Source organism: Methylomusa anaerophila (genome assembly GCF_003966895.1).
Classification (GTDB): Bacteria; Bacillota; Negativicutes; order Sporomusales; family Sporomusaceae; genus Methylomusa; species Methylomusa anaerophila.
Window position 1 is genome coordinate 3,349,410 of sequence record NZ_AP018449.1, and the last position, 16,909, is coordinate 3,366,318.

At 43.8% G+C, this 16,909-nt stretch carries 16 protein-coding genes and 1 riboswitch; of the genes, 9 read left to right on the forward strand and 7 right to left on the reverse strand.

Translation table 11 applies throughout. From position 1 onward, the window contains the following. The first annotated feature begins 1 nt into the window (after window position 1). From gatB to rlmD, 5 genes are all read left to right on the forward strand, one after another. Entirely contained in the window at window positions 2-1,435 is a 1,434-nt protein-coding gene (gene gatB / locus MAMMFC1_RS15140) for an Asp-tRNA(Asn)/Glu-tRNA(Gln) amidotransferase subunit GatB (protein WP_126309275.1), read from the forward strand. Between the two features lie 337 nt (window positions 1,436-1,772). Next, complete coding sequence (locus tag MAMMFC1_RS15145) at window positions 1,773-2,681, forward strand: DMT family transporter (RefSeq protein WP_126309276.1); 909 nt, start codon at window positions 1,773-1,775, stop codon at window positions 2,679-2,681. Window positions 2,682-2,828: 147 nt separating this feature from the next. Continuing rightward, window positions 2,829-3,515 (forward strand): CPBP family intramembrane glutamic endopeptidase, encoded by a 687-nt coding sequence (locus tag MAMMFC1_RS15150; RefSeq protein WP_126309277.1) that lies wholly within the window; start codon window positions 2,829-2,831, stop codon window positions 3,513-3,515. A gap of 90 nt (window positions 3,516-3,605) precedes the next feature. Continuing rightward, a complete protein-coding gene (locus tag MAMMFC1_RS15155) occupies window positions 3,606-6,011 on the forward strand; it encodes a Lon protease family protein (protein ID WP_126309278.1) in 2,406 nt (801 codons plus the stop codon). Window positions 6,012-6,063: 52 nt separating this feature from the next. Further along, window positions 6,064-7,467 (forward strand): 23S rRNA (uracil(1939)-C(5))-methyltransferase RlmD, encoded by a 1,404-nt coding sequence (gene rlmD, locus MAMMFC1_RS15160; protein WP_269471841.1) that lies wholly within the window; start codon window positions 6,064-6,066, stop codon window positions 7,465-7,467. Between the two features lie 274 nt (window positions 7,468-7,741). On the opposite strand, the gene MAMMFC1_RS15165 is transcribed toward rlmD, so the two are convergent. The 7 genes from MAMMFC1_RS15165 to MAMMFC1_RS22960 all read right to left on the reverse strand — a co-directional run bounded on the left by MAMMFC1_RS15165 (window position 7,742) and on the right by MAMMFC1_RS22960 (window position 14,103). Continuing rightward, window positions 7,742-8,248 carry a GGDEF domain-containing protein gene (locus tag MAMMFC1_RS15165; RefSeq protein WP_126309279.1) on the reverse strand — a complete coding sequence of 169 codons (507 nt, stop codon included), beginning with the start codon at window positions 8,246-8,248 and terminating at the stop codon, window positions 7,742-7,744. A 241-nt stretch (window positions 8,249-8,489) separates the two neighbouring features. Further along, window positions 8,490-9,185 carry a TVP38/TMEM64 family protein gene (locus MAMMFC1_RS15170; protein ID WP_051533815.1) on the reverse strand — a complete coding sequence of 232 codons (696 nt, stop codon included), beginning with the start codon at window positions 9,183-9,185 and terminating at the stop codon, window positions 8,490-8,492. A gap of 23 nt (window positions 9,186-9,208) precedes the next feature. Beyond that, window positions 9,209-9,979: a protein kinase family protein gene (locus MAMMFC1_RS15175; RefSeq protein ID WP_197723828.1), complete on the reverse strand. Its 771-nt coding sequence runs from the start codon at window positions 9,977-9,979 to the stop codon at window positions 9,209-9,211. Further along, the gene (locus tag MAMMFC1_RS15180; protein WP_028307130.1) at window positions 9,972-10,355 is read right to left on the reverse strand and encodes a zinc ribbon domain-containing protein; all 384 of its coding nucleotides are present in this window, start codon (window positions 10,353-10,355) and stop codon (window positions 9,972-9,974) included. The genes MAMMFC1_RS15175 and MAMMFC1_RS15180 overlap by 8 nt, the downstream gene beginning before the upstream one ends. 51 nt (window positions 10,356-10,406) lie before the next feature. Next, complete coding sequence (locus MAMMFC1_RS15185; protein WP_126309280.1) at window positions 10,407-10,700, reverse strand: hypothetical protein; 294 nt, start codon at window positions 10,698-10,700, stop codon at window positions 10,407-10,409. Between the two features lie 4 nt (window positions 10,701-10,704). Further along, window positions 10,705-13,242, reverse strand: a complete 2,538-nt coding sequence (locus tag MAMMFC1_RS15190) for a cation-translocating P-type ATPase (RefSeq protein WP_028307128.1) — start codon at window positions 13,240-13,242, stop codon at window positions 10,705-10,707. Window positions 13,243-13,342: 100 nt separating this feature from the next. After that, window positions 13,343-13,433, reverse strand: a riboswitch (NiCo riboswitch). Between the two features lie 202 nt (window positions 13,434-13,635). Further along, on the reverse strand, window positions 13,636-14,103 hold the full coding sequence (locus tag MAMMFC1_RS22960; protein ID WP_084295519.1) for a LytS/YhcK type 5TM receptor domain-containing protein: 468 nt from the start codon (window positions 14,101-14,103) through the stop codon (window positions 13,636-13,638). A 411-nt stretch (window positions 14,104-14,514) separates the two neighbouring features. Here MAMMFC1_RS22960 and MAMMFC1_RS15200 point away from each other — a divergent pair, with 411 nt between their 5' ends. From MAMMFC1_RS15200 to MAMMFC1_RS15215, 4 genes are all read left to right on the forward strand, one after another. Then, window positions 14,515-15,024, forward strand: coding sequence for a hypothetical protein (locus tag MAMMFC1_RS15200; RefSeq protein WP_028307126.1), 510 nt, complete (start codon window positions 14,515-14,517; stop codon window positions 15,022-15,024). Further along, window positions 15,024-15,350, forward strand: a complete 327-nt coding sequence (locus MAMMFC1_RS15205; protein WP_028307125.1) for a hypothetical protein — start codon at window positions 15,024-15,026, stop codon at window positions 15,348-15,350. Before MAMMFC1_RS15200 ends, MAMMFC1_RS15205 begins: the two co-directional genes overlap by 1 nt. A gap of 61 nt (window positions 15,351-15,411) precedes the next feature. Further along, window positions 15,412-16,617: an antirestriction protein ArdA gene (locus MAMMFC1_RS15210; protein ID WP_028307124.1), complete on the forward strand. Its 1,206-nt coding sequence runs from the start codon at window positions 15,412-15,414 to the stop codon at window positions 16,615-16,617. An 87-nt stretch (window positions 16,618-16,704) separates the two neighbouring features. Further along, a complete protein-coding gene (locus MAMMFC1_RS15215) occupies window positions 16,705-16,905 on the forward strand; it encodes a hypothetical protein (RefSeq protein ID WP_028307123.1) in 201 nt (66 codons plus the stop codon). Window positions 16,906-16,909 lie beyond the last annotated feature (4 nt).

Here is a 16,909-nt window from a genome sequence, read left to right on the forward strand (position 1 = left end):
TATGAAATACGAAACAGTCATTGGACTGGAAGTCCATTCGGAGCTTAAAACCCAGTCGAAAATTTTCTGCGGCTGCAGCACTAAGTTCGGTTCCGAGCAGAATACCAATGTGTGCCCGGTTTGCCTGGGCCTCCCGGGCGTACTGCCTGTAATCAACGAAAAAGTAGTAGAGTTTGCTGTCAGAGCAGGTCTTGCTCTCAACTGCAACATCCTGCCATTCAGTAAATTCGACCGGAAAAATTATTACTATCCCGATCTGCCCAAGAACTTTCAAACTTCTCAATACGACTTGCCGATTGCCGTTAACGGCTACCTGGAAATCGAAGTGAACGGAGAACCCAAACGCATTGGCATTACCCGGGTACATATGGAAGAGGATGCCGGCAAGCTGGTACACGCCGGCACCATTGTCAAATCGGATTATGCTTTGGTGGATTACAACCGGACCGGCGTTCCCCTGGTCGAGATTGTATCCGAACCTGATATCCGCACGCCGGAGGAAGCTAAAGCCTATCTGGAAAAACTCAAATCCATTCTGCAATATATTGACGTATCCGACTGTAAGATGGAGGAAGGCAGCTTGCGCTGTGACGCTAATATTTCCCTGCGTCCGGCAGGTTCCACCACGCTGGGGACCAAGGCGGAGATCAAAAACCTGAACTCTTTCCGCGCCGTGCAGCGAGGGTTGGAATACGAGCAAGAACGCCAAGCCGAAGTATTGGATGACGGTGGCCGCATTATTCAGGAAACCCGTTCCTGGGATGAAGCCCGGGGAGTCACCCTGTCCCTGCGGAGTAAGGAACAGGCCCATGACTACCGCTATTTCCCGGAACCCGACCTGGTGCCCATAGTGGTTGATCCTGCCTGGGTAGATGACATCCGCGCCAGCCTGCCTGAACTCCCGGATGCACGAAAGGCCAGACTAATGGCCAATTACGGCCTTTCCTCATATGACGCGGAAACCATCACCGCCAGCCGGGAAATGGCAGACTACTATGACGAGATAGTGAAGAAGGGCGCCGAAGCGAAAGTGGCGGCCAACTGGCTGATGGGAGAAGTATCCAAGCACTTGAATGCCGCTGCCTGTTCCGTTGCTGAGTGTCCGGTAAGTCCGGAAAATCTGGCCGGACTCATTAGCTTAATTGACAAAGGTACGATTTCCGGCAAAATCGCCAAAACCGTATTCGAGGATATGTGGGAAAGCAGCAAAGACGCTGAAACCATTGTTAAGGAAAAAGGACTGCTCCAAATTAGCGACGAAGGCGCCATCATTGCGATAGTCGAGGCCGTTATTGCGGCCAACCCCCAATCGGTGGCCGATTACCAAGCCGGTAAGGACCGGGCTATCGGCTTCCTTGTCGGACAGGTGATGAAACAGACCAAAGGCCGGGCGAACCCGGATTTGGTAAACAAACTGTTAAAAGAAAGAATGTAGCCTTCGTTTTTATGATGAAAAAGCGGACGCCTGTGTGCGTCCGCTTCAGCTTGTCGCCAAATCCCAGGCTGTTCAAAAACGAGCATAGCTAGGCGCACCGGAAGAGCCTGCCGCGCCGCGTATGGTTTATGTATTGCCAATGGCATCGTTAAGCAGTTCGCATAAAATAGCAAGCGCTTTTGGCAAGTCTTCGTCAGACAAGTTGGTCCAGCAAACGGTCAAAAGTCTCAATGTCCCCTCCTTGTGTTATATAATAGCCTTGACTGTTATAGTTAAATAATGGTTTTAATATTACTATACATTATTTGTTATATAACAAAAAGGGGGAATTGAGATAATGTATCTTGTTTACGGTTTGATGTGCGTAATTTTCGGAACCACATTTCTGGCAATTAAAGTTGGTGTGGAAGCGGGCGCTCCACCGTTTCTGTTCGCAGCCTTAAGGTTTTTTATTTCAGGCGCCATCATTCTTGCGGCATTTCGCGCGACTAATGCAAAAGTTGCTTTGACGCGAGCGCAAGGTGGCGATGTTATTTTTATAGGCATGACAATGACTGCAATATTATTTGGCTGTCTCTACTGGGGGGAGCAGTTTATTTCTTCCAGCGCGGCGGCACTTTTGTCAGCAACGTCGCCGCTCTTGATTGCTCTGCTGGAATATATAAAGGGCAGCAGGGAGGCTGCTGCGGTTAAAGCCTGTGGATTAATACTGGCGTTCTTCGGGGTAAGTATTGCCCTGGCCCCGTCCTTAAACGGTGAATCAAGCGAAATGGCTTTATTGGCAATTTTCATTATCCTCCTGTCGGAAGTGACCTGCGCTTTGGGAACCATGCGATCACGGAAAGTAATGGAATCCGGTCTTAACCCCTTTGTACTTAATGGCTGGCAGATGATAGTTGGCGGTTTGGCGCTGACTGGATTATCCGCAGCTACGGAAGACTGGCGGTTTTCTTATAGTAATGACGTTTATGTTTCCTGGTTATATCTGATTGTATTCGGCTCATTAATCGGGCATGGATCATACTATTGGCTGGTACGGAAGGCCGGCCCCCTGTTGCCGTCGACCTGGACTTACGTGTCGCCGGTCATTGCCCAGTTTGCCGGGTACTACTGGCTGACTGAACAGTTGTCAGTATGGTCCTTTGCGGGGTTGGCTTTAGTTTTGTTAGGAGTGTTTTTTATCGGTCGCAGTTCCAGTATTAAAGAATGGTTTAGAGGAAAACAAGGTATTGTGTTAAAATCCTAAAACCAGATGTCAAATTTTTTAATATGTTATATACATAACCCCAAAATTTACTTTCCTTCTGTTAAAAACTCTTTGGGTTTTCTTGTATGAAAGAAAGTTTAGTCGCGCATAATGGTACTGACAGCCCGCTCGAAGAGGTAGCAGAATATGTCAAATACGAAATTAAAAGCAGTTTGGGGATTAAAAGCAGTGTTATCTGTTCATTTTTTGCGTATCGCCGCCGTATACTTTTTTGTACGCTTCGTCTATTCACCGCTGTTCAATGCGTCCCCGCCGGTAATTGAGTTAATCGATCGGATTGTAATAATAGCTCTCGTTTTATGGCAAGTTAGGGCCGCGGGGGCGAAGCTGCCGGATATTGGACTTTCTTTTAGTTATGCGGGCCGCAATGTGCTTCGCGGGTTGGCTGGCGGACTGGTGCTGCTAGGCGTGAGTTTGTTTAGCGAAAGACTCTATACGACGGTACTGATGCTCAGCCCTTCTCAGCATCCCCTGGTCCAACAGGTAGAAAAAGCCGTATCATGGCAGCAATTGGCAATCCCTTTATTTTTAGCTGGGGTTGCAGCGCCGGTGGCTGAAGAAATGTTGTACCGGTTATTTACTTTTCTGCCATTAAAGGACCGTTGGGGCTTATGGGCAGGGACACTTATGAGTGCCGGTATATTTGCTTTGTTTCACTTTAATGCTTATTGGTTGGTAGAAATGGTGGCAGTAGGGGCGGGGTTAGCACTACTGTATTATTGGTCCGGGTCCCTGATTACCTCGATAGTGGCTCATTCTTTCATTAACACAAGCAAAATAATTATGGTATTTCTGGGAGCACCGTTGGTATAACAGGAAGGATTTTCAAAACTCAAGGTCGAACATTTGAACATCTAGGGTAAATTTACCATAACCTCAAACCCAAAAGGGAGGACTGATTTCATGACCAATTGGCAGGAACTGCCGGTCGAGAAACTCCGCTTCACGTGCGATGAGGCTTTTTTTAATTTTGAAACCACTGAGACGATACCTGTGCTGAAAGGTATGATTGGACAGGAACGAGCGGTTAAAGCCGTGGAGTTTGGCCTGTTTACCAGGAATCGGGGCTATAATATTTTTATTTCCGGATTAGTAGGTACAGGCAAAATTACGTTTGCCAAAGATGCGGTGCGTAAAGTTGCCTGCCGGCAAAATGTTCCTGATGATTGGTGCTATGTTAACAATTTGGAAACTCCGGGACAGCCCATAGCGTTGTCTTTGCCGCCTGGTATTGGTTATACATTTAAAAAAGACATGCAGGAACTGGTTGAGGATTTAAAAACAGATATTCCCAAAGTATTTAACAGCGACGACTACGAGCAGGCCAAAGCAAATCTGCTCAAGCAATACCAAGAGCAGCGATCGCTCATTGTTGAGGAATTTACTCAATATGCCGAGTCGCAGGATGTTTCGCCGCAATGGACTTCCACCGGCTTTGTCGGCCTGCCGGTTGTTGAAGGAAAGACACTGTCACCGGAAGATTTCCAGCTATTGGATAAGGATAAGAAAGACCTTATCGAAAAAAAATTGCTGGCCGTCCATGAAAAAGGAATGGAAGTTGTCCGTAAAATCCAATTGATGGAAAGGGAAGTCCGGGAGGAATTGAAACAACTCGATACCAAAGTAGGGCTGTTTGCCGCCGGTCATTTGATTGACGCGTTAAAGGAAAAATATAAGGATTATGCTGCCGTGGCGGAATATTTGGAGGCTATCAAACAGGATGTTGTCAAAAACATCAATGATTTTAAACCTCAAGCCGAGGATGAAAATAATCCGCTACTCTTTTTAAAACGCAATGTTCAAGATGCGAAAGAAAAATATAAAGTGAATTTACTTATTGATAATCGGGAAAGAAAAGGCGCTCCGGTCGTTGTGGAAATCAATCCTACCTACTATAATTTGGTGGGCAGGGTTGAATATGAAACCAGGATGGGGGCAGTAAGCACAGACTATTCAATGATTAAGCCAGGGGCCTTGCATAAAGCCAATGGCGGGTACCTGATCTTAAACGCCCGGGATGTACTGGTAAATGTAGGGGCCTGGGAAGCATTGAAACGGGTTTTGAAAACCCAAAACCTTCAAATCGAAAATTTAGGCGAGCAATACGGCATGCTGGCTATGGCTTCCCTGAAGCCTCAGCCTATTCCTGTCAATGTTAAGGTCATACTCATCGGCAATCCTCACCTTTATCATTTACTGTACAATTATGATGAGGATTTTCGCAAGCTATTCAAGGTCCATGCCGATTTCGACATAGTGATGGAGAACAATAAAGCGAACATCGAGAAACTGGCCGGATTCATCAGTTCTACCGCCAATCGGCAAAAGCTGAAGCATTTCGAACGGGCGGCAGTTGCCCGGGTAGTAGAATATTGTTCCCGGCTTACCGGTTCGCAGAATAAGCTGACCACCCTTTTTAATGATGTTGTGGAACTCCTCTGCGAAGCTGATGTTTGGGCCACAATGGACAACAGTCCGACAGTAAAAGCCGGTCATATAAAAAAGGCGATCGAAGAAAAACGGTATCGCGCCAATAAATATGAAGAACATCTGCAGGAGATGTTTGCCGAAGGTCACTTGCTAATTGACACCGAAGGGGAAAAAGTGGGGCAAGTTAACGGCTTGGCTGTTCTCGCGGTTGGCGAATACAGCTTTGGCAAGCCGTCCCGCATCACCGCCAACACTTATCTGGGTAAGCGCGGAGTAGTCAACATTGAGCGGGAGACGAAAACCAGCGGTACCAGTCATACCAAAGGCATACTCATATTAAGCGGCTATCTGGGCCAGAAATATGCCCAGAAACATCCCCTCACCCTGACTGCCAGCTTAACGTTTGAACAACTCTATGACGGTGTGGACGGCGACAGCGCATCCAGTACCGAACTGTATGCTCTTTTATCAAGCCTGTCGGGAGCGCCGATCAGACAGTATATTGCCGTGACCGGATCGGTTAACCAAAAAGGAGAAGTGCAGCCCATCGGCGGCGCGACAGAAAAAATCGAAGGCTTCTTTGCAATATGTAAAATTAAAGGCTTAACCGGTAAACAGGGGGTTATGATACCCCACCAGAATGTAATTAATTTGGCATTAAACGACGAAGTAACCGAAGCGGTTCGAGAAGGGCAATTCCATATTTATCCGGTTAAAACCATTGATGACGGAATTGAAATCTTGACCGGCTTACCTGCCGGCGAGTCGGGGCCGGACGGAGTCTATCCGCCTGGAACGATAAATTATCTGGTAAGCAAGAAACTGCAGGAATACACCCAAACACTAATTAAACTTGGCAAAGAAAGCGAAAAGGAATAACAATATCGCAAAAAGGGCAGGTATGCTGCCCTTTTTCCAATAGCCGTGAAAGGTGATCGTTGTGGCAAAACAAAATCAGCCGCCGGTGATTCCAGGGCAAACTTATACCATTGATATTGTAAATATGGGCCATAGCGGTGAAGGTGTAGGCCGGTACGAAGATTTTACGGTTTTTGTTCCCCAAGCTTTACCCCGGGAAAACGTAGCCGTTAAGATTATTACAGTTAAAAAAAATTACGCGGTAGGCAAGCTTACCGCCATTCATTCACCGTCACCAAGCCGGATTGTACCGGAATGCCATATTTTCGAACAATGCGGCGGCTGTCAACTTCAGCATTTAAGTTATCCTGCCCAATTAGAAATCAAACGCCAGCAGGTGCTTGACGCCGTTAACCGGATCGGCAAACTGCCCGATGTAACCGTACACCCAACCATAGGCGCAGCCGATCCGTGGTTTTACCGTAACAAGATGCAGTTTCCCGTTGGTTCCAGTGACGGACAGGTTGTTGTGGGATGCTACGCCCGCGGAACCCACGATATTATTGGCACAGACAACTGCCTGATCCAGCATCAGGCCAACAACATTATCGCCAGGGAAGTCAGAGCGGCAATCGCTGAAATAGGGATAAGCACTTACAATGAACACACCGGTCAAGGAGTTGTAAGACATGTATTAGGAAGAGTCGGGACCGCCACAGGAGAAATCATGGTAGTGTTAGTGACAGCTTCTGAAACAATACCGCGCCAAGCCCGTTTAATTCATCGCTTGCATGATTCCATTCCCGGGTTGGTCAGCATTGTCCAAAATATTAACAACAAACGCACTAATATTATTTTAGGTGATAAAACAATTACATTATGGGGACAAGACGCCATAACCGACCGCCTGGGAGAATTCACGTTTGAGATATCAGCCGGATCCTTTTTTCAAGTGAACACAATTCAGGCGGAAAAACTGTATAACAAGGCCGTAGAATACGCCGGACTAACCGGCTGCGAAACTGTAATCGACGCCTACTGCGGCACAGGAACCATTACGCTGTTTCTAGCCAGGCATGCAGGAAAAGTTTACGGCATCGAAATCGTCGAATCCGCTATTCTTGACGCCCGACGCAATGCGGCGGCCAACAACGTCAGCAATGCAGAATTCATTGTCGGGGACGCTGTGGATGTAATGCCTAAAATGTACCGGCAAGGCATCAGGCCCCAGGTTATTGTCGTCGACCCTCCCCGCGCCGGCTGCGACTGCAAGGTGCTGGAGACATTTATGCGCATGGAACCACAGCGTATGGTTTATGTTTCTTGCAACCCCGCCTCATTGGCCAGGGATCTGGCGATATTGGCGGAAGGAGATTATGTTACCCGGGAAATTCAGCCTGTGGATATGTTTCCCCAGACTTATCACGTTGAAACGATAATAATGATGACGAAATGTGGTTCGGAGGACAAAAAGTAGACTTTGACCACAAGATGTTGTGGTTTGCAAGCCAAAAATGAACAAAAATCGAAGCAAAAAAGTGCAAATTTTGGCCCGTTTTTTTGGCCGTTTTCATAGATGACAAAGGGTCGTTGGAGAGAAATGACCTCCAAAATTACAATTTCATACAGGAAAATACAAAGGCATCAGGACAGCAAATCTTGATGCCTTTGTATTTATGCTTAGGCTAAATACCGTACTTTCCAGACAAACCCTCTCATGACCATAACGTTCGTAAACCCTCATGCAGCCGCTATTTTTTTGTGCTTACATTATTTCTGCCTTCTCTTTTTGCATTATATAGAGCAATATCAGAGTATTCTACAAGCTTGTCGGCATCTAATGTATCTTCCGGATATGACGAAACGCCTATTGATACAGTCATTTTTATCTCTTGGCCAGTGCTCAAAATAAAACCATGATGCTCAATATTGTTTCTAACGCGTTCAGCAACTTTGACAGCTCGATCTAACGGGCAATCAAGAAGTATAGCTGAAAACTCCTCGCCTCCGTTTCGGGAAACAATATCAAAACTCCGGCAAGTATTTTTGATGATATCGCCTAGTTGTTTTAAGACAAGATCTCCTTCAGTATGCCCGTAAGTGTCATTTACTTTTTTAAAAAAATCAACATCAATAAAAAGAAACGAGAGATTTTCATTTCTTTCATTTGCTTCGTTAATGGCTTTATTTAATAGCGTGTCAAATTGCCTGACATTGTTCAATCCGGTTAAAAAATCTTTCTTAGCGTCATCTTTCATTTGACTATATATCTTGTTCGCTTCAGTAGTATTTTCCAATAAAAAGTATAACAGGAAGGAAGACGCCGCAAATATACCGTAATAAGATATAAGCACATCTTTAAGCACTATTAAGTTTTTTAGTAAAAATGAAAAGCCTATGTCAAACGATTTCAAGGTAAGGGGGTGTGCATTTTTCAGGGGTGTGCATAGCAAATAAATCCATCGGCATAATAAACACTCCCATGAAATACTTATTGATTTAACTCTTCAATAAACTTTTCCCGTACCTTTTCTGCAGCAAAGCACCAACACCAATAAAGCAGGCCAATGCAACAAAGGTTAATATTAGCCCCTGCAAATTATTTTCTTGAGTCTGTGATCCAGCTGAAACCCAAATTAGTGTTCCAGGTATCCTTGACATTCCATATATCAAGAAAAATCGTGAAGCTTTTATAGGAGTCAATCCTGCTATATACACCAGTAAATCCTTGGGGATGAATGGAAGCAGACAAATAATCATGATACCGAATGAGCCTTTAGTTGAGTTAACCAAGTCGCTTATTTTTTTCAATTTATCATGGTGTACCAATTTTGATACAAACTCAGCACCCAAGGTTTTAGAAATAAAGAATGCGCTCATTGTTCCGGCCATAATACCCAGTATCGACAAGCCAAAGCCTATCGGAATACCAAAAACGTAACCTCCAGTGAAATTGAATATATCACCTGGTATCACAACCAGCAAAACATGTAACGCCTGGATAACAACAAATGAGATAAATCCTAAGAACCCTTTAGAAAGAACATATTGTCTTATCGTCTCTGCATCATTTAGTTTGTTTAAAATCCAATCATAATTGCTTAGGATAAATGCCACAATTACTACTGAAAAGATCAGAAGGATAGAGAACTTGATTTTTGTTTTTTTATCAATATCCTGGAGTTTTTTCAACATTTCATTTTACCTTACCGATCCTTTTATTCAAATTCGAAATTTGTCTGTGCCCTTGTACAATCCTTGGCAATAGTAAACGCATCATTAAAATCCGTCTCAATATCGGTGATGCTTTCATATATAATATCAAGCCCCATTAATCTCTTTAAAAAATGCTGTTGCTTTTCCTTTAATGGTAATTCCTCATACCAAGGCTGCCTTTTTTTATCTTTCTTTTGAAAAGAGGAATAAATCAAGTAAAGAAGTAAGTCACCAAAATAAGAATAATCTAGATCATATTTATATAGGTTATTATCTGCAAATCTGGCTAATCCAAAGTCAATAAGATATACATCCTCTTGATCAACGAGAACATTAGGTATCCTTATATCCCTATGGGCCACACCATTTTCATGCAGATATTTGATTATGTTTATGATCTTAATCCCAATATCAAATATTTCCTCATCTGAAAATTTATAATTATACTTAAAAAGCATATCTTTTAGAGTAATTCCAGGTTTCAACTCCAATACAAACGCATAGAATGATTTTTCATTTATCACACCCAGAAGCTCAGGGATTCGATAGTCCCTGAGCTTTGAGAGTATGACTGCCTCATGTGCATTCTTATCTGAATTTCGCGCAAAGATACTAGGTTTGAATCTTTTAAGAACAACCCTTTGTCCATGGTCGTTTTTAGCATGAAAGCACAAGCCGTATCTTCCTTCACCGGCTACTTCCTCAATTGTATATTCCCCGTATTTTTTCCCTCGATGTTTTAATTCACTAAAACATCGCATCAACTCAACCATTCAACTTATTTCCGCAATTGTTACAAAATTTAGCATTGGGTGGCATTTTTCCTCCGCAATTTTGGCAATACAACTCCGTTTTGACCTGTTCACCACAGTTCAGACAAAACTTCGACCCTGCTGGAACCCGGGAATTGCATTTATTACATGCGAGTGTATTTTGCTGAACTGATGATGGATTCTGCTGCCCTTGAGGATAGCCCTGTTGTGGCGGGTAAGGTTGGTTCCCGTAATTATTGTAGTGCCCCCCAGAACCACTTCCCGAACCAAACATATTAAGCAAGTTGCCAAATATACCCTTTTTCTGATAATGATTACTTCCATAATTACCTTGCCTATAGTGATTCCCTTTTGATGATTTTGAAAAAAAACTCATTCTATTACACCTCTTTCAATTGTTTTATTTTACTTGTTTGAAAAATGCTGTCTATTCAAATACCATGAATAGCGATAGGATCAGGGCTATAAGGCCTAAAACTAAAAGCATCGTTTTTATTGGTCTTTGTATAGTTAAATTTGGAAAAGCCTGGCGAAACATTACTTTTATTTGTTTTTGATGCCAAGCAATATGAATCAATACTAATATCACTACTATTATGCCAAGAATAGGATGCAAATCCGAATCCCAACTAACAGCTAATCCCGCCATAAATATAAAGAGTATAGAATCAAGAATGATGTTCTTCCTAACATATCTCAATGCTTTATTATCATCCTTCACCACTCTAAGCCTCCTGCTTGAAAATGACTTTTCGGAAAAGTTTTACCAACTCATACCACAGCACCGCTATACATGAGATTCCAGCCGAAAGCAGCAGTTGCTCTGAAGACAACGGTGCTAATTTCAAAAATCCACTAAGTGGCGTATAAAGCATAATAAGCAGTCCGGCTAAAGTGCCAATGATAACACCCCACATTACTTTATCCTTTATCTGTCTGATAAAAGTTCTAAAGGCAAACTCTGTATTTGAACTGTTTACTTGCACAAGCAGAACATTGGAAAGGAATATAATGCTTAGCCCCATCGTTCTTGCAAGAGGTGCATTTTCCGGATACATATTTATGAAATGGTAGTACGTTGCAAAGGATGCTCCGAATATTACTAAGCCTTGCATTACACTCTTGGATAGCATTGCTGCTGTTAAAAGCTTTTCTTTTGGATTGCGTGGTGGCCTTTGCATAATGTTAGACTCAGCAGGCTGGCGCTCTAATACAATTGAGCAGGTCGGGTCAATTACTAGCTCCAGCAAAACTACATGCAGCGGAAGAAGCAAGAGGCTCGTAGGACTTATCCCCATAAAAGGCGCAAGAAGTGAAGCAAATGCTATAGGTATATGGATAGTAAATACATACCCAACTGCCTTTTTAATGTTGTCATATATCCTTCTGCCATCCTTAATAGTATCAACAATTGTTGAAAAGTTATCATCCAGAAGTATCAGGTCTGCAGCTTCCCTTGAAACCTCCGAGCCACGCTTGCCCATTGCTATTCCAATATCAGCATATTTCAGTGCTGGCGCGTCGTTAACACCATCTCCAGTCATTGCTACCACTTCGCCATTTTCTTTAAAGGCTTTCACAATTCGCATCTTATGTTCAGGAAGAACACGAGAGAAGACGCTAACATCCTTCACTCTTTCTCTCAGCTCGTCGTCACTCATTTCATTGAGTTCGTCACCAGTTATTATATGGTCGCTATTTGGCATATTGATTTGATTTGCTATGGAGCTTGCTGTAATTCCGTTGTCCCCGGTTATCATAACCACTCGAACTCCGGCTTTTGTACAGGTCTTGATATCTTCTTTTACCGATTCTCTCGGCGGATCTGCAAGACCTACCATTCCCAGAAGCTCTAGCTTGCAGTCCAGGAGGGTATCCGGAATTTCATTTTTATTTTGGATAACCATCTGGCCAATCGCAATCACACGAAGACCTTGCTTGGACATTTCGTAAATCTTATCTTCGGCTATTTTTCTTTCGTCGGGAGAAATGTCGCATATTGTAAGAATACGCTCAGGAGAGCCTTTCGCGGCAACTACAATCTCAGTTCCATTCTTCCAGACATGGCCCATCATTTTTAATTCATCAGTGAAGGCATATTCTTTTAGCAGCTGCCCGCTAAAAAGAAGCTCTCTTGAAATCCCCAGTTCTTCACATCGAGCGATCATAGCCTTTTCCATAGGATCGTACGCGTCAGGCTTGCAGCCCATACCCATTATCTTGGATATGTATTTTTCATCGCCTGAGGTGCTGAAGGTTTCTCTAACTGACATTTTGTTTAGTGTTATTGTGCCTGTCTTATCGACACACAGAACAGATACTGCACCTAAGGTTTCAACTGAAGGAAGCCTTCTTACAAGCGATTGTTTTTTTGCAAGCCTCCAAGCACCCATGGACAAGAAAACCGTCAATATAACTGGAAACTCCTCTGGAATCATAGCCATTGCAAGGGTAATTCCTGATAGTATGCTTTCAATAACTCTGCTTTTAATTATGTGATCAGGAATGTTAAAGAATGTAACAACACCAACCAAAACAAACAGCACCGCAGCAATCATACCGCTCAGCTTTACCAATCGGCCTGTCTGCTTCTGAAGAGGTGTATCTCCTATCGGGGCAACAGCGATATCCTTGCCGATCTTTCCATACTCACTAGAAAGTCCGATTTTATCAACTAAAACAGTACCTGTACCCTGTGTAACAAGGGTTCCTGCATAGCAATAATCACGTCGCCAATAATCATTGTTTTCATTAACATAATTATCGCTAGTCACTTTCCAGACACCAAGCGATTCTCCAGTGAGAGAGGATTCGTCAACACATAGCGTACTTGCCCTTACAACAGTTCCGTCTGCCGGAATTTTGACACCTTCCGCTATGAACATGATATCTCCAGGAACCAAATCCACACTGTTGATAATCTTTTCTTCCCCATCACGCAGCACCTTGATACGAGGAGCCGATAAGTCCTTCAATGCCTTCAGTGTCTTATCTGTTTTCCATTCCTGAATTGCTTCAATGCTTATTATCCCGATTACAAATACGAGCATGATTGCTCCGTCTTTTGGCTCTCCAAGTATAAAGTAGACTGCTGCTGCAATGATCAGTAATAAAAACATTGGCTCTGTGATGACTTGAAAGATTTTATGAAATATATTTTCTTTCTTTTCCGGAACTAGCTCATTCTTGCCGTACTGTTCTTGAAGCTTTGTTGCCTCTGAGGTTGTCAGCCCCTTCAGCCTGTTGATCTTTTCATCTGTCATAATAGTTACCTCCAATTTTTCTTGTTATAAGATAGCTCTATGGCATTGCAATCTTCAGATATGTCCCAAAATAGATATAAAAAAAACCTGTGGAACATTTTACTGTCCCACAGGTTGTATTCACCTGCTGCCTAATTAGGCCCAGCCCCATGAACTTTTACAAAGTTCATCGCCTGATCAGATTGTACTGTAGATTTATATGCAGTGCAAAGAGATTATTAAGAGAATACCATGCAAATTATGGCTATGTCAAGTTAAAATACTCATATTCATATAGTTTATAAGTTTTAAGTTACTAATTGTGATTAATCGCTTCAGCATTTTCTCCTTTGTCGCTGACATATTCCTCAGCATTAATTTGAAATTGATTGATAACATACTATTTTTGAAAGCCTATGACAAAGCAACAGCCATTGGCAATGCAGCAATAATGAATGCTATCAATATAGACAATATCCACTTTACCGACCTTCTAATGTTTAACTTTCCTATTAATCCGCATCCTATACCTATGCAAATTGCGGCGACAAAAGCAATAATAGATGATTGGTTTATGCCAAAGTATGCTATACGAAACAGTCCTATTACTAATGACGCAACAATTGCTGACGGAAATGTCGTATATAGCGCCATCATAATTATCGGCAGATTGCGCAAATCAAGATATATATCAGACGTAACATGTACGCTGAAAACCATTAGCAGGCAACCTAGCAACCCCGCCATTAACCCAGTTAATACTTTCCTATGCATTGTTGAAGAAGGTGTTGCAATTTTTTCTCTAAATAATTGGTTACTCAAAGTAATAAACGATATCATGATCGTGGCGTTAAAAAACAATTCTTTCGCAAATTCATACATTTTTCACTTATACCCTTTTGTGTTCTTTGATTTGTTCATCATCATAATTTTATAACATACATATAAGAAAAAATATATCACATTTCGTAACTGCTTTCCATCGCTCTAAAGCAGTTTTTTCTGGCAGATACGTGGTCTTGGTCATGGGCAACACTGATGCCGATCAGTTCTATTATCCGATTTGTCAACACGCCCACGATAAAGGCTATGTTTTCTATATTAGTTAACTTGAATATTCCTGTTATGAGGATATCTTGATGTTTTTATTTTTATTTACAGGCTAAAAATGGAGTGTCTTTTTGGCACTGAGCTAAAAAAATGTGGGCTATGTTTTTCTAAAAACGAAAAGCATAGCCCTTTTTTTATTTCCCTGAAAGCACTGACAACTCAAAAAGATTGGAGGACAACACGATGTCAAATGAAACCATGCGATTCTTTTTTCCTCTGAAGCTCATCACCTATCCTCAGTACGACTGCTCGGAAGATGATCAGGAAGAACTTTCTCCCAGGGAAGCTGTGGCATATGAGGATCAGATTCTCGCTGCCATTGCCAAGGAGAATCGTTTCTTCGAAAACGATCGAGGTCTTGCCGAATATATCCACGACGAAGCTCTCAACAAAAAAGTGTATAGCCTTTATCCATCAGTGGAGGTTGTTGACGGCGAGCTGTGGGGAGTTATGAATGCCGGACTGAAGGAGCCCCTCTCCGGCGAAGAAGTTGCCGCACTCTTGGATTATGTCTCTGGACAAAATTCTGACGGATACGGCGAAGGTTTCGAGCAGCGTCCCATCAAAACTCCTGACGGCGAGATTTACGTCAGTTTTTGGAATCATGAAAACTATTCCCTTAAGCTGGAGAATGAAATGAAAAACAAAGCTCCCGACCTTGAACACGGCGGTCCCGTGATGGGAGGGATGTGATGAGCAAGATATTTTCACTCATCGGTTTGGAAACCAATACCGGCATCCGCGACGTTGCCATCATGGGCGGCATCCCTGAAGTGGAGGACATACAAAGATCGCAGACATATCAGGAGCTGGTAGAGGACTGCGGCTGCTCGGAATATATCTCTGTGGTTGTCCAATCCTTCCGGTATGGACAAGGCCCGCCCGAGCTAGCTGCTCTGGAGGACTTACAGTGGATCGGCTCACACAACGAAATTATTAAAAACGGTGAGGCGGAAAAGCTGCAGACTGCACGCTTCGCTATCCTCTATCCCGACCAGGGATTGCAGATGAACATGTAGCGCTCTTTGGTTTCTACCTGAAACTGAAGGGCGCTTTTTTATTTCAGAAGGAGTTGATCAAATGCAGAAAGAAAAAGTGATGATCGTTACACTCATGCGGTCGGACTTATATGACGCGCCGGGATATGTCGGTGCTTACCTAAACCTTCCCGCCAGCCGGGACGAGATACAGGACGCAATGGATCGCGCCCGGATCAGGGACGGTCTGCCATATCAAATTGTCGAGTGCTTTAATATGCAGGGCGAGGAACTGAACTTCATTCAGGAGAAGCCTTCCCTCGACAAACTAAATTTTTTGGCACACCGCATCAGCGATCTGCCCACGCATGACCTGCTGGCTTTCAACGGGTGTGTGGCGATGGGCGATGAACGGCCGGACATGAAAGCACTCATTAATCTAACTTATAGTCTGGAGGATGTCCATGTGGTTCCCGTGAACAATGATCGGGAGCTCGGAAAATTCTATGTGGACAACGACTTCATCGACGCGGTCAATCATATACCGCCGGAGTATCAGAAGGAACTGCTGGAGCTGCTGGACTATGAGAAAATCGGTTATGAGCAGCGGAAAGCGGAAGGCGGTATATTCAAGAATGGTTATTATGTAGTGCATGGCTCCGGTGTTATGAACCAAATCTATGACGGCGCTCACCTTCCCGATCTCCCGGAGGAAGCACCATATATTTTCAAACTCCAGCTAGCCGAGGCGGATTTTAATATGGAAGATAAGGAACCGGATAAGACTGTGCCGCTTCTCCTGCCGGCTGGAGATAAGAAAATCCTCGCGGCACTGGAGCAGCTGGGTGCGGTATCACTGGAGGAATGTGTGTTTACCCATTGCTCCAGTCCCATTCCGATGCTGGAGCAGGCTTTCTCTTTCAGTGAGGACATTGATAAAATGAATCTCCTTGCCGAACGTATCCGAGAACTGGAGAACGCCGGAGAGCTTCCGAAATTCAAAGCTGCCCTGGAAATCAGCGATTGCTCGGACATCGACCAGGCGTTGGACTTGACCAGAAACCTGGACTGCTATGATTTTAATCCTGACCTATCCTCACCAGAAGAATATGCAAGGCAGGAATTCCTCCTACGCTATCACATTCCGGAAAGCGATCCCGACTTGAAGCTGCTCCACTTTTCACGCTGCGATTCCAAATGGATGCAGGAAGCAAAAGCCATCACTACTCCCTATGGCATCATCCGCCGCAACAACCAGGAAATGACCCTGGACTTTTCCATCAAGCAAACCGGCCAACAGATGCGTTGACCGGCCAACTACATATCGGAACAGAATGGCGCTGTCTTTACAAAAAAGGCAGCGCCTTTTTTGTTTTCCGAGGAAGGAGCTGAAGCTATGAATCATGATTTAAAAACAGAAGAAAAAACAGTCGCGGAGATCACCGGACCTCCGAAGTTTACGATACCTTCCCCGAAGGAGCCTTCCCGCTGCGAGGGCTGTCCTTATCCCGGCGTCGGATTTATCTGCTGGAGTCCCGACGGTTCCTGTTTAAAGACCGACCTGGATCGGATACACGGCAAAAAGAAAGGCAGGTGATGCG

What these genes read in the sequence shown, in the direction of transcription:
- MAMMFC1_RS15145 (WP_126309276.1), top strand. Translation starts at nt 1,773, where the DNA reads ATGTATCTTGTTTACGGTTTGATGTGCGTAATTTTCGGAACCACATTT.
- MAMMFC1_RS22960 (WP_084295519.1), bottom strand. Translation starts at nt 14,103, where the DNA reads ATGTATGAATTTGCGAAAGAATTGTTTTTTAACGCCACGATCATGATA.
- MAMMFC1_RS15200 (WP_028307126.1), top strand. Translation starts at nt 14,515, where the DNA reads ATGTCAAATGAAACCATGCGATTCTTTTTTCCTCTGAAGCTCATCACC.
- MAMMFC1_RS15215 (WP_028307123.1), top strand. Translation starts at nt 16,705, where the DNA reads ATGAATCATGATTTAAAAACAGAAGAAAAAACAGTCGCGGAGATCACC.
- MAMMFC1_RS15180 (WP_028307130.1), bottom strand. Translation starts at nt 10,355, where the DNA reads ATGAGTTTTTTTTCAAAATCATCAAAAGGGAATCACTATAGGCAAGGT.
- MAMMFC1_RS15155 (WP_126309278.1), top strand. Translation starts at nt 3,606, where the DNA reads ATGACCAATTGGCAGGAACTGCCGGTCGAGAAACTCCGCTTCACGTGC.
- MAMMFC1_RS15170 (WP_051533815.1), bottom strand. Translation starts at nt 9,185, where the DNA reads ATGTTGAAAAAACTCCAGGATATTGATAAAAAAACAAAAATCAAGTTC.
- MAMMFC1_RS15150 (WP_126309277.1), top strand. Translation starts at nt 2,829, where the DNA reads ATGTCAAATACGAAATTAAAAGCAGTTTGGGGATTAAAAGCAGTGTTA.
- MAMMFC1_RS15205 (WP_028307125.1), top strand. Translation starts at nt 15,024, where the DNA reads ATGAGCAAGATATTTTCACTCATCGGTTTGGAAACCAATACCGGCATC.
- MAMMFC1_RS15190 (WP_028307128.1), bottom strand. Translation starts at nt 13,242, where the DNA reads ATGACAGATGAAAAGATCAACAGGCTGAAGGGGCTGACAACCTCAGAG.
- MAMMFC1_RS15210 (WP_028307124.1), top strand. Translation starts at nt 15,412, where the DNA reads ATGCAGAAAGAAAAAGTGATGATCGTTACACTCATGCGGTCGGACTTA.
- MAMMFC1_RS15175 (WP_197723828.1), bottom strand. Translation starts at nt 9,979, where the DNA reads ATGGTTGAGTTGATGCGATGTTTTAGTGAATTAAAACATCGAGGGAAA.
- gatB (WP_126309275.1), top strand. Translation starts at nt 2, where the DNA reads ATGAAATACGAAACAGTCATTGGACTGGAAGTCCATTCGGAGCTTAAA.
- MAMMFC1_RS15165 (WP_126309279.1), bottom strand. Translation starts at nt 8,248, where the DNA reads ATGAAAGATGACGCTAAGAAAGATTTTTTAACCGGATTGAACAATGTC.